The 12,634-nt window shown below is 70.2% G+C and carries 10 protein-coding genes; 9 read left to right on the top strand and 1 reads right to left on the bottom strand.

Annotated elements, in window-relative coordinates; genetic code table 11:
* Position 1: 1 nt before the first annotated feature.
* The 8 genes from eccD to TPAU_RS01635 all read left to right on the top strand — a co-directional run bounded on the left by eccD (position 2) and on the right by TPAU_RS01635 (position 10,072).
* Entirely contained in the window at positions 2–1,588 is a 1,587-nt protein-coding gene (gene eccD, locus TPAU_RS01600) for a type VII secretion integral membrane protein EccD (protein ID WP_013125021.1), read from the top strand.
* Positions 1,589–3,031, top strand: coding sequence for a type VII secretion-associated serine protease mycosin (gene mycP / locus TPAU_RS01605; RefSeq protein WP_013125022.1), 1,443 nt, complete (start codon positions 1,589–1,591; stop codon positions 3,029–3,031).
* On the top strand, positions 3,032–5,185 hold the full coding sequence (eccE, locus tag TPAU_RS01610) for a type VII secretion protein EccE (protein WP_013125023.1): 2,154 nt from the start codon (positions 3,032–3,034) through the stop codon (positions 5,183–5,185). It begins immediately after the preceding gene.
* A gap of 70 nt (positions 5,186–5,255) precedes the next feature.
* On the top strand, positions 5,256–7,271 hold the full coding sequence (locus tag TPAU_RS21705) for a serine/threonine-protein kinase (protein ID WP_013125024.1): 2,016 nt from the start codon (positions 5,256–5,258) through the stop codon (positions 7,269–7,271).
* Positions 7,271–7,861 carry a hypothetical protein gene (locus TPAU_RS01620; RefSeq protein WP_013125025.1) on the top strand — a complete coding sequence of 197 codons (591 nt, stop codon included), beginning with the start codon at positions 7,271–7,273 and terminating at the stop codon, positions 7,859–7,861. Before TPAU_RS21705 ends, TPAU_RS01620 begins: the two co-directional genes overlap by 1 nt.
* Positions 7,862–7,869: 8 nt before the next feature.
* The gene (locus TPAU_RS01625) at positions 7,870–8,526 is read left to right on the top strand and encodes a nitroreductase family protein (RefSeq protein WP_013125026.1); all 657 of its coding nucleotides are present in this window, start codon (positions 7,870–7,872) and stop codon (positions 8,524–8,526) included.
* Positions 8,527–8,610: 84 nt separating this feature from the next.
* Complete coding sequence (locus TPAU_RS01630) at positions 8,611–9,162, top strand: isochorismatase family protein (protein ID WP_013125027.1); 552 nt, start codon at positions 8,611–8,613, stop codon at positions 9,160–9,162.
* Between the two features lie 7 nt (positions 9,163–9,169).
* On the top strand, positions 9,170–10,072 hold the full coding sequence (locus TPAU_RS01635; RefSeq protein WP_041944242.1) for a GlxA family transcriptional regulator: 903 nt from the start codon (positions 9,170–9,172) through the stop codon (positions 10,070–10,072).
* A gap of 27 nt (positions 10,073–10,099) precedes the next feature.
* Here the strand turns inward: TPAU_RS01635 and TPAU_RS01640 are convergent, their stop codons facing one another.
* A complete protein-coding gene (locus tag TPAU_RS01640; protein WP_013125029.1) occupies positions 10,100–11,266 on the bottom strand; it encodes a TetR/AcrR family transcriptional regulator in 1,167 nt (388 codons plus the stop codon).
* Between the two features lie 156 nt (positions 11,267–11,422).
* On the opposite strand from TPAU_RS01640, the gene TPAU_RS01645 reads away from it, so the two are divergent.
* A complete protein-coding gene (locus TPAU_RS01645) occupies positions 11,423–12,634 on the top strand; it encodes an acetyl-CoA C-acetyltransferase (RefSeq protein WP_013125030.1) in 1,212 nt (403 codons plus the stop codon).

Consider the following 12,634-nt stretch of genomic DNA (forward strand, 5'->3'; position numbering starts at 1 on the left):
GATGGCGTTTCCGACCACCCCCGGCGCGCCCGGGGGCGCACCGTCGCCGCATCAGGCCGGCGCCGCACCGGGTAAGCCCGTGGTGCCCGAACAGGTCCGGGTACTGGTCGAGGTGGGGGAGAGCTCCGTCGAGCGCAGCCTGTTGGCCCGCCGCCGCCTGTCGGTGGTGATGGACTCGGTGATCCCGGGGCTCGAGCAGATCTTCCCGGACCACGACTTCAGCACCGCCGGGGCGTGGACCTTCGCCCGGGAGGGGGGAACGCCGCTCTCCCGTGACAAGTCGCTCGCGGATGCCGGTGTGCTCGACGGTGATCGGTTGATCCTGGCGGAGACCTTCTCGAACCAGACGTTCCGCCCATTGATCGAGAGCACCGCCGACGCGATCCAGGAGTTCTGTCGCCAGCGCTTCCGCCGGTTCACCTCCGGCACCGCCCGCACCCTCGGACTGATCGCACTGGTCCTCGGTGCCGCGGTCTTCGCCGCGCTGGTGCTGCTCGCGTGGATGGCCGATTCCAGTGTGCTGTGGTGGTTCCCGGTGGCCGCGATCGGTTCGATCGCCGTGATCACCGCGGCCGTCTCGGCAGACCGCCAGTACCACTCGCAACAGGTGGCCTACGCGCTGCAACTGGCCGCCGCGCCGGTGCTCTTCTCGACGGGGTTCGTCCTGATCCCGCCGGACGGCGGCGCCGACGGAGCGTTCACGGCGGCCAACGTGCTCACGGGTGCTGTCTTCACCCTGATCGGCGTGGTGATCCTCGGCCGGAGCAGCGGTCTCGGCGCCGCCGTGCTCGCCGGCCTCGGACTCGTCTCCGCCGCCACCGTCGTGGCCAGTGCGCTGTTCGCCTACACCCCGCTGGGCCGACCGGCGATCCCCGCCATCGGCGTGATCGGCGGTCTGTTGCTGGCGAACTGGGTGCAGGGCTGGGCGCTGATGCTGGCCCGGGTCCGCCCGGACACGCTGCCCCCGCCCGGCGAGGACATCGACAGGTCGGAGTTGGACGTGGCGTACCACGTCGACACCTTCGACGACGAGTCCACCACCGAACTGGCCCGCGGCGACGAGAACACCGCGCTCGAGCGCAAGTCCCGTACCGCGGCGAAGCTGCTCACCGGCTTCTACGTGGCGGTCGCCGCGATCCTGGTGGTCTCCGCGCTCACCATCCTGGTGCCCGATACCCACTACTTCTGGGGCGAGGTCGTGATCGCCGCGCTGGTCTCGGTGATCTGTGTGCTGCGAGGTCGCACACTCGACGACCGGGTGCACGCCACCGTCTTCTTCATCGCGGGCTTCCTCATCGCCGCGGGGCTGGCCATCGTACTGGTCGGCGCCGTGGGATCGAACCTGGCGCGACTGACCGTGATCGTGGTGAGCGCCGTGGTGCTGCTCGCCTTCGGTGCGGGCGCCCTCCTACTGGCCGACCGCGTCTCCGCCGAGGAGGGCCTGATGGCCAAACCGCTGTCGGCACGGCTCATGGGACGCATCGAGTTCGGCGAGAAGACCGCCATTTTCGTGGTCGTGATGCTCGCGCTATGGACCACTCGCCTGTTCGCCTTCCTGCGTGAACTCGACCTGTCGTTCCTGAAGTAGATGCTCGCCTCCACCCGATCCCTCGCGACGAGGGCCGCCGCCGCGGTGGCGGTCGGTGCCATCGTGGCTCTGCTCGGCGGTACGGTGCCTCCGCAGGCGCTCGCCGTGGTTCCTCCCGTCGCGGACATCGGTGGCGCGCCGCCCGACACCGACGGCCCGGAACGCCCACTGCGCTACAACAATCCGCGCTGTGTGGAGCCGGGGGTGCTTCCGAATTCGAACCTCGCGGCGGCGCCGGCACCGTCGACGACTCTGCGGATCGACGAGGCGCAGCGGTTCTCCACCGGCGCCGGTGTCACCGTTGCGGTGCTGAGTACCGGTGTCCGGCCACAGGCGCGGCTGCGGGCGCTCGACGGTGCGGGCGACAACATGAACCCGGCCGACCGCGGCCTGCTCGACTGCGACTCCACCGGCACGCTGGTGGCCGGGATCGTCGGCGCGCAGCCCGCTGTGGGCGACGGTTTCGTCGGCGTGGCCCCCGATTCCCGGGTGATGTCCATCCGCGTCGATTCGACGGCCTTCGCGCTGCAGAATTCGCCCGCGGACAACGATGATCCGAACGCCTCCCGTGCCGCTGTCACCGCGCGCAGCATCGCCCGCGCCGTGGTCCGCGCCGCGAACCGCGGAGCCCGAGTGATCGTGATCCCCGAGCCCGTGTGCATGGCGGCCGATGCGCAGTTCCGCCAGCGCGAGATCGGCGGCGCCGTGGGTTACGCCACGCAGGTCAAGGACGCACTCTTCGTGGTCGGCGCGGGCGCTACCGACCGCAACGGCGGTAACACCGGCGCGAACACCTGTAAGCCCAATCCCGACCCGGACCCGGGATCGCCCGATGATCCGCGCGGTTGGCGGCGGGTCAGCACCGTCGCCACTCCCAATTGGTTTGACGGACAGGTGCTCTCCGTGGGCGCCACCACCGCCGAAGGATCCCCGTTACCGGGCTCGCTCAACGGCCCCTGGCTCGACGTGGCCGCACCCGGTGCCGGACTGGTCTCGCTCAGCTCGCGCGGCGGCGACGGCGTGGTCAACGCACTGCCCGCCGACCGAACCCTGGTGCCTTTCGCCGGACCTGAGTTCGCCGCCGCCTATGTCGCGGGCACCGCCGCCCTGGTGCGCTCCCGGTACCCGCAGATGCGTGCGAAGGACGTCGCCGCGCGCATCGTCGCGACCGCGCACGCGCCCGGTCGCGGAACCGACAACAAGGTGGGCCGCGGACTGATCGATCCGGTCGCCGCGCTCACCGCGAAGGTGCCCGAGGAGGGGGTCGACATCGACGTCCAGTCCGTCGAGAAGCTGCTGGTTCCCGCACCGCCGCCGTCTCCGGACACCCGTCCGCGGCGGACCGCGGCGTTGGTCGCCGGCGTCGGCCTGATCGTGGTGGTACTGGTGGCCGGTGTGGTCGCCGCACTACGGCCGCGGCGCACCGGGAAGCGGAGGTCGTAGATGACTACCGAGGCGCAGCCGGGGCGAACGGTCGACGACGCGCCGCCGCATCCCGAGGTGACGCGGCTGCGGCGGCCGGTGTGGTTGAGCGTGACGCTGCGCCGCGCGTTGGTGTGGGCGGTGCTGTCGACGGTCTTCGTCGCGCTCACCGCTGGTCGGTGGCCCACCTGGGCGGTGACGGCGATCCCGGTGATCGGCGCACTCGTCGCGTTCGTCTCCGTGCACGGATCGGTGCTCAGCGAGCGGATCGCCGCACGGGCGCACTACCTCCGCAGACGCCGTGCGGGTTACGACGGGCTGCCGGGCCGGGTGATCGACGTCGACGGCTGCGGTGTCCGCTGGGGTGACGGCTACGAGCTGGTGTCGGCGATCGAGCTGACCGCCGACCTCGCCGAGACCCGGTTACGGGACGGCCGCGCGTACGCCGCGGACACCGTGCCCCTCGATCTGCTGGCATCGATGATGACCCAGTACGGCCTGAACGTCGACATCGATGTCTCCTCCGCCGGTCGCCGCGTACCTCCGGGACCGGCGTACCGCGCCTCCTATGCACAGGGCGTGCGGTTCTACTCCGCGATGGCCGAGCGCTCCACCTGGCTGATCCTCCGGGTGAACACCCGCCGCAATCTCGCCGGCATCGTGCGCCGCGGTCCATCGCGCACCGCGGGGCCCACAGCGCTCATGGCCGCCACCCGGCGGCTCGAGCAACGCCTGCACGAGCGCCGCATCCGGGCGCGGATTCTGCCGCCCGCGGAACTCGCCCAGCTGGATTCGCTGCTGTCCTTCGGTGCCGATGCGCGCCGCGGTGAGGAGCAGTGGAATCACGTCTCCTACGGAAATTCCTATGCCACCACGTACTTCGTCGATCCCGGCCGGATGTCCACGGAGAAGCTGGACCGGTGGTGGGGTCTGGACACCGACAGCACCGCCGTGGTGCTGCGGCTGCGCAAGCGGTCCGCCCAGGCACCCGTCGAGATCAGCGGGCTGGTGCGATACGACACCGCGACACCGCAGATCGACAACCACGACGATTCGCTGATCCTGGTGGCGGGCCGCCAGCGAGAACTGGCGCTGGCGACGCTACCGGGCGGGGCCACCAGCGTCGCCGACCTCCCCTCGGCTCCGCTCACGAAGCTGGCCGCCGTCGAGATTCCGGTCGGTCCAGCGGGCCCGGTCTGGGGCATCGCCGACGGTGCCGCCATCGCGCTACCGCTCTTCGACGGCTCGCCGGTGCCCGAGACCCTGCAGGTCGAGTTCGCGTCCGATCTGACGGTGGTGCAACTGATCCTGTTGCGTTCGGTGGGTGCGGGCGCCTCCGTGGCGGTGCGTACCGAGCGGCCCGATCGCTGGCTGATGCTGGCGAACACGCTCGCCGACCCCTCCCGGTTCCGGATCGTCGACGCCGGCGACCGGAGGCCGGCCGACATCACCGTTTTCGATGGGGTCGAGGTGGACGCGGTGCCGGAGCGCACTCTGCTCACCGTGCACGGCGCGGGATCCGAACTCGGTGACAAGGCCGATGTCACCGTCGCGCAGACCACCCAGTCCAAGGTGATCGTGCGGATCGGCCGGCGGGCTCCGATCGAGATGGTGCTCAACCCGACCGATGAAGAGTTGCGGTACTGCGACGTGGTGGTGCCGCCGTTGGCGTCCACCGCGGGCGAGCTCCCGGTGCAGCAGCGGCAACCGCGGCAGCCCCCGGCACCGCCCCGGCACGTGCCGACCGCACCGCCCGCACCGTGGTCGCGGGCGATCCCGCAGTCCGCACCGCCGGCGCCGCGCCCGGTTCCGCCCGCAGTGCCGCCGGCTGTTCCACCGGCCGTGCCGCCGGCTGCGCAACCCGCCGGGGCACAGCAAGCGGTGCCCCCGGTTCCGCCGTCCGGAGCGCCGGCCCCCGCCGTTCCCGCAGCGGGTCTCCCGCCGCAGGGCGCACCGCAGCAGCCGCGCATCCGGAGGCCGGTCCGGCCCGCGCCGCCCCCGCCCTTCGAGCGGGGGAGCGGGGCGCAGCGCAAGACCGACGCCGGCCGGTGGGTTCGCCGCGGCCGTGACGACGAGCCCGGCGGCCCCGCTCGCCGGCCCCGCCGGGAACCGGGCGCCCCACGCTGGGCGCAGCCCAAGGACGAACCGCCCGGTCCGCCGCCAACCTCGCGTTAAGCCCTCGACAACCTGCGGCGCGGTAGATTCGTCTCGCTGCGGACGAGCAGGGAATGGAGGTGTCGGCGAGGTGGCCGAACCGGGTGAGGTGATCGCGGGGTACGTGGTCGAGTCGGTGCTGGGCACCGGAGGTATGGGCACGGTCTACCGCGTGCGGCACCGCACGCTTCCCCGATCGGTGGCACTGAAGGTGCTGCAGAGTCAGTTCTCCGCCGATCCGTCGGTGCGCGCGCGGTTCGATCGCGAGGCCGATATCGTGGCCGGGCTCAAGCACCCGCACATCGTCGATGTCTACGACCGCGGCGAGTCCGACGGCCATCTGTGGATCGCGATGGAACTGGTCGAGGGTGGCAACGTCGCGCAGATCGTGCAGCGCGAGGGCCCGTTCAGCCTGGACCGCGCCGTCGCGGTGATCGAGCAGGTCGCCGATGCGCTCGACGAGGCGCACGGCCACGGGATTCTGCACCGCGACGTCAAACCCGCCAACTTCCTCGTCGACCGCGGCCGGCGCGGCGAACAGATCAAACTGGCGGACTTCGGCATCGGCGCCGCGCAGACCGAGGTCGGACAGCACACGCAGACCGGCACGGTAGTGGGAACGTTGGCCTACACCGCGCCGGAAGCGTTGTTGGGCAATCCGATCGATCACCGTGCCGATATCTACTCGCTGGCGTGCGCAGCGGTGGTGCTATTGACCGGCGCGCCGCCGTTCAACACCACGATCTCCGGGCAGCTCATGCTTGCGCACATCAGCCAGAACCCGCCCAGCATACGGGTCAAGCGGCCCGATCTGTCCCCCGAGATCGATTACGTGCTCGGCCGCGCCATGGCCAAGAATCCCGCCGATCGGTACAACTCGGCCGGTGAGTTCGCCGATGCGTTGTCCTCGGCCGCGCGCCGGATGTCCGGCGCGGCCGGCATCGCTCCGCCGCCTCCGCCGGCTGGGACGAACTGGCAGGGCACCCCGTCGAATCCCGCTCTGGCCACCGGGTTCAATCCCGGAGCCCCGGCCGGGTACTCCGGACCTCCGCCCGGTGCCGCAGTGCCGGCCCAGTTCTACGGTGGGCCGAGCAGCCCGAGTAACCCGAGCATGGTGCCGCCGTCTCCGGCGAAGAGTCGGCGTCCGCTCATCGTCGGTGCCGCTGCGGCCGTGGTGGTGCTCGTCGCGATCGCCATCGGTGCGTTCGCCCTCACCGGTGGTGGGGCCTCGGACGGCCGGCCGGCGCTCGACTCCTGGAGCGCACGGACGGTCACAGATATCAACGGCGACACCAGGATCAACGAGCGGCCCACTCGAATCGTGGCGCTCGGTCCTGGTGATGCGGAGATCGTCACCGCGCTCGGCTTCGATGTGGTCGCCGGTGGCAACGGGCCGAAATCAGAACTGCCGTCCTGGGTTCCGTCGCTGAAGGAGGTTCCCACGGCGGGCACCTCGACCAACCCCGATCGAGCGGCGATCGAGAAGGCGAAGCCCGACCTCATCATCGACACCGATCCGGCCGGATCGGCCGCGTCGAAGGATCTCAAATCCGTCGCGAACAGCATCGCGGTCTCGCCGGCCGGCAGTAAGGGCTGGACCTGGCAGGAGCAGATGGCCTACATCGCCGAGGCGCTCGGCGCCAAGGATCGTGCGTCAGCGGTCCGCAAGACCTACGAGCAGAGGATCACCGAACTGCGCGCCGCGCACCCCGATTTCACCGGTAAGAAGGTGGACCTGGTGCACTACGACGGGCAGGCGACGCGGCTTGCCACCAATGCGGCGAGCCCCTTTCAACTACTGGGGCAGCTCGGCTTCACCATGCAGGTGCCGGCCAAGGGCAGCGGATCGTCGTGGTTGACGGTGGCATCGGTGGATCTGTATGCGGTGGTGAACACCAGCTCGGTGGACCGCACGGTAGTGGCACGGACCGATCCGAGCGCCGGGAACGGCGGTTACGACGGGCTTCCGGCCGCACTGACCTACGGTGCGCCGATCGTCATTCTGGACACGGGCTCCGGAGTGGATGCCCTGCTGTACGGCGGACCGCTGGCCATCGATACCGTTGCCGATGATGTGATCCCGGCGATTGCGAAGGGAGTCAAATAGTGGCGGAGCAGACGCTCACCGCGGCGGATCTGGACCGGTTCGCCGCCGCACTGGCGGCCGGTAAGCGGCCCACCGTGTATCTCATCGAGGCTGTACCCAGTCTCGGTCTGGCCGGTGGGGCATCGGCGAAGGTAGTGGAGGTCTCGGGAACCACGGTGACCGTCCGTCCCGCCGGCGTCGACGATCAACTGCCATACGACGCCCGGGAGTTGCGCGCGACCAAGCAGCCGAAGCCGGTCAAGCCAGCCACGGCGGCGAAGGCCGCGCCGAAGGCGGCGCCGGCGACGGCGAAATCGGTGGCCATCACCGTGTTCGTCGGCGCCGACAATGCTGCGGCGGTGAAGGTGACGCGCAATGCGAACAAGCCCGCCGGTGCGCGCGAGGTCGCGCTTCCCGCAGTGCAGAAGGCGCTGGCCGGGCTGGGTGACAAAGAGGCACAGGGCACCGTTGACGAGGTGTTGTCCACGGCTCGGGAGGCCGCCGCCGACCGGGTGGCGCAGTTGCAGGCCGAGCTGGCCGCCGCCAAGAAGTCGCTGGCCTCACTCGATCGCGCCAAGCGCGGGAATGCGAGCACCACTCGCGGTCGTTGAATCGAGTCATGACGGAGTCGATTCATCACCTGAACCTGAGCGCCGATGAGGTGCTCACCTCCACCCGGTCGGTGCGCAAGCGCCTCGACCTCGAGCGGCCCGTCCCGCTGGAGGTGATCACGGACGCACTCGAGGTGGCGCTGCAGGCCCCGTCGGGCAGTAACGCCCAGGGATGGCACTGGATCGTGCTGACCGACCCGGAGAAGAAGCGGATCGTCGCCGAGCATTACGCCCGCTCGTTCGCGGCCTATGCCGCCGCCGGTGCGCAGGCCCGTGCCGCGAACCCGCCGAAGGACCTGGACACCGCCGAGAAGGTGGCCTCCAGTGCGCAGTATCTCGCCGATGTCATGCACGAGGTGCCCGCGCTGGTGATCGGCGCGATCCACGTGCCCGGTGGGGAGCTGCCCGAAGGCAATCAGGCCGGTGTATGGGGATCGCTGCTGCCGGCCGCGTGGAGCCTGTCGCTCGCCCTCCGCGAGCGCGGCCTCGGTTCGGCGTGGACCACTTTGCATCTGGTGTACGAGCGTGAGGTCGCCGAGGCACTCGGCCTGCCGGAGAACATCCGGCAGGGCGTGCTGTTGCCGGTCGCCTACACCAAGGGCACCGATTTCAAGCCCGCTAAGCGGGCACCGCTGGAAACGGTGTTGCACGTCAACGGCTGGTGACGTGCCGGTGGCGTGACCGGATCGTTCCGGTGCGCGGCCTGATCGTGTCTCGTCGGATCGGTGCGGACCGGACACGATGGGGGCATGAACGCACTCGTGGTGATCGATGTCCAGGAGTCCTTCCGTCAGCGCGCGAACTGGTCCGAGGTCTCGAATCCCGGCATCGTCGGTGATGTGAACCGGCTCGTCGTGGCGGCGCGTGAGCGGGGCGAACCGGTCGTGTGGATCCTGCACAGCGAACCGGGAAGCGGTGGCGTATTCGACCCGGCGTCGGGTCACGTCGTGCTGCAGCCGGGGCTCGTGCCGCTGCCCGGAGAACCCTTGCTGACCAAGACCACGCGCAATGCCTTCACCAGCACCGAACTCGGGCGACTGCTCCAGCGCGGCGGCGTCACCGGCCTCACGATCGCGGGTATCCAGACCGAGCAGTGCTGCGAGACGACGGCGCGGCTGGCCGCGGATCTCGGCTTCGACGTGGACTTCGTCACCGAGGCCACCGCCACCTTCCCGATCGTGCGCCCGGATACCGGTGCGGTCCTCGGGACGGACGCGATCATCGAGCGAACCGAATTCGCGCTCGCGGGCCGCTTCGCGCGGATCCGCACGCTCGACGAGGCGGTCGCGGGCGCGGCATGATGCACCCGTGAGTCCGACGACGGTGGCCGTCCTCCTGGTCCCGGGGGTGCACCTGCTCGACGTGGCGGGGCCCACCCAGGCCTTCGGCACGGCCACCGACCTCGGGCACGAGTACGCGCTGCGGTACATCGGCGAATCCGCTCGGGTCGCCAGCCATCAGGGGCTGCCGCTCGTGGCCGAGACGGACTTCCCGCGGTTACGGGTATCGGACATCGCGCTGGTGCCGGGTTGGCGCACCGAATCCGGAGCTGTTCCGCTCTCCGCGACGACCCTGCACAGGATCGCCGACCATCACGCTGCCGGCGGCACGGTGATGTCGGTGTGTGCGGGTGCGTTCGCGCTCGGCGCGGCAGGCCTGCTGGACGGCCGACGGTGCACCACCCACCACCAGCTGTGCGACCGGCTCGAGCGGCGCCATCGGGCCGCCACCGTGGTGCGGGACGTCCTGCACGTCACGGATGGAACCGTGCGCACCTCGGCGGGTATCGCGAGCGGCATCGACGCAACGCTGGCACTGCTGGCGGATCGTCACGGGTCCGCCGTGGCCGCCGCGGTCTCGCGTGCGATGGTGGTGTACGCCCGCCGGAACGGCCACGCCCCACAGCATTCGGTGATGTTGCGGCACCGGTCCCACGTCAACGACGCGGTACATCGTGCACTGGACGTGATCGACGGGCGGTTCGCCGAGTCGTTGCCGCTGAGCGAGCTGTCCGCTGCCGCCGGGGTCAGCGCACGCACTCTCACCCGGGCATTCGATGCCGAACTCGGGATCACGCCGCTGCGGTACCAGCAGGCGGTGCGGGTGGAGCACGCCGGCCTGCTGATCGAGCACGGGGCGACGATGGAGTCCGCAGCGCAGGCAGTCGGATTCACCGACGCCCGGATGCTGCGACGCCTGCGCTCACGATAGCCACCGCCGCACTGCCGGAGAACGCGATCAGATGCCGAGTGCGGCGTCCATGAGCGCGACGAGCTCATCGTGAAACCGGGCCCGGCGCCGCAGCCGCCGCGTGCGAGCGAAGTCGTTGGCGATGGTCATGGCCGCACCCACGGCGATGCGCGCTCCTGCGCCGTCGACCTCGCCGCCGGCCTCCAACAGCGCGACCCACCGTGCGAGGTAGGCCTTCTGCGCCGCGAGCAGAGCTTCGCCGCCGGACTCGATGACCACTTCGCGTCCCACCGTGAAGGCCACCGCGAGATCGGTGGACGAGACCAGGTTCGCGGCGTACGACCGCACCAGTGCACGCAGCTCGGCGATGGGATCGCCCTCGGCGTGGGCGGCTGCGCCCAGTACCCCGATCTCGAGCGCCGCGCGGGCGCGTGCCACGATGCCCACCAGGATCGACCCCTTCGAGGGGAAGTGACCGTACACGCTGGGGCCCGAAATACCCACGGCGGCACCGATATCGTCCATACCCACCGTGCTGTAACCGCGAGAGAAGAACAGCTCCGATGCGGCGTCGAGGATCTCGTCGCTGCGGACCACGGGCGCGCGACGCGGCGGCGGAGCGGGCAAGTGCGGTGCGATCGACGGTGCGGCGCGCAGCACCCGCTCGCTGATCCGCTCGAGATCCGTGCGGTACCGCCGAGTCCCGATCCGCCCGCGGCTCGGCGGCACCGAACCGCCGACGGCGAGAACGGCCCAGGCCAGAACCCGGGCGTCGTCGTCGGTGACCTCGGGGTGATCGCGGCGCAGCACCTCGGTCCACCGGCCGAGGACGCCTTCGCTGGCGGCGATCATCTCGCGTGCCTGCTCGGCCGTCAGGTGCCGCCGGTTCCAGCGCCACAGCGCCAGGGGGCCCGGTTTGTCGACGGCCATCGCGAACACCGCGGCCGCCAGATCGTCGAACGTGGCGCCGGGGCGGGCGAGTGCGCTGTCGGTCGCCGCGGACATCTCGTCGACCGCCGAGCGCATCGCTGCGGCGAGGATGGCCTCCTTGTCCGGGAAGTGCCGGTACACACTGGGCCCGCTGATTCCGGCGGCCCGCGCGATATCGGCCACCGCCACGTTCCCGTAGCCGCGGTCGAGGAACAGGCCGGTGGCGACGTCGACCAGCTGTCGGCGTCGCTCGGCGGGGCGCAGGCGCGTGTTCGATGGTGCCATGGTTAACGCAACGATAGCCCATGAAACCGGTTCTATGTGTCGTTCTACATGCGGATCTTTCCAAATAAGCTACACCCGGTTAGCCTGTAGGAGGACGGGCTCCGAGCTGGACAAGGGAGCTGCGAACACCCTTCTTCGAAAGGACGGGAAGACCAAGTGTCTGACGCATTCATCTACGAGGCGATCCGTACGCCGCGTGGCAAGCTCAAGGGCGGCTCGCTGACCGCCATCAAGCCCACCGACCTCGTGGTGGGGCTCATCGACGAGATCAAGGACCGGAACCCCGATCTGGATCCGGCCGCCGTCGACGACATCGTGCTGGGCGTCGTCTCGCCGGTCGGCGAGCAGGGCGCCGACATCGCGCGCACCGCCTCCATCGTGGCCGGCCTCCCGGACACCGTCGCGGGTGTGCAGATCAACCGCTTCTGCGCCTCGGGTCTCGAGGCCACCAATATGGCGGCCCAGAAGGTCGGTTCGGCGCTCGGCGATGACCTGGTCCTCGCCGGCGGTGTCGAGTCGATGTCGCGCGTGCCGATGGGCTCCGACTTCGGCGCCCTGTTCTACGACCCGCAGTACAGCTACGACAACTACATCGCGCCCCAGGGCATCGGTGCCGACCTCATCGCCACCATCGAGGGCTTCTCCCGCGATGACGTCGATCAGTACTCCGCGCAGTCCCAGGAGCTCGCCGCGAAGGCGTGGGACGAGGGCCGGTTCGCCAAGTCCGTCGTGCCCGTCAAGGACCAGAACGGCCTCGTCGTGCTCGATAACGACGAGCACCGTCGTCCCGGCACCACCGCCGCCGACCTGGGCAAGCTGCGTCCCGCCTTCACCGTGGTCGGTGAGATGGGCGGCTTCGACGCCGTGGCGCTGCAGAAGTACACCCACGTCGAGAAGATCGACCACGTGCACACCGGCGGTAACAGCTCCGGCATCGTCGACGGTGCAGCCCTCGTGCTGGTCGGCAACGAGGCCGGCGGTAAGAAGGCCGGGCTCACCCCGCGCGGCCGCATCGTCGCGACCGCCTCGACCGGCGCCGATCCGACGATCATGCTGACCGGTCCCACGCCGGCCACCGAGAAGGTGCTGGCCAAGGCCGGGCTGACCAAGGACGACATCGACGTCTGGGAGCTCAACGAGGCCTTCGCCTCCGTGGTCCTGAAGTGGATGAAGGACTTCAAGCTCGACCGCGAGCAGGTCAACGTCAACGGCGGCGCGATCGCGCTGGGTCACCCGCTGGGCGCCACCGGCGCGATGCTGGTGGGCACCGTGCTCGACGAGCTCGAGCGCACGGGCGGCCGCTACGGCCTGATCACCCTGTGCATCGCCGGCGGCATGGGCTCGGCCACCATCATCGAGCGCATCTGA

Origin of the sequence: Tsukamurella paurometabola DSM 20162 (genome assembly GCF_000092225.1) — a bacterium.
Taxonomy (GTDB): Bacteria; Actinomycetota; Actinomycetes; order Mycobacteriales; family Mycobacteriaceae; genus Tsukamurella; species Tsukamurella paurometabola.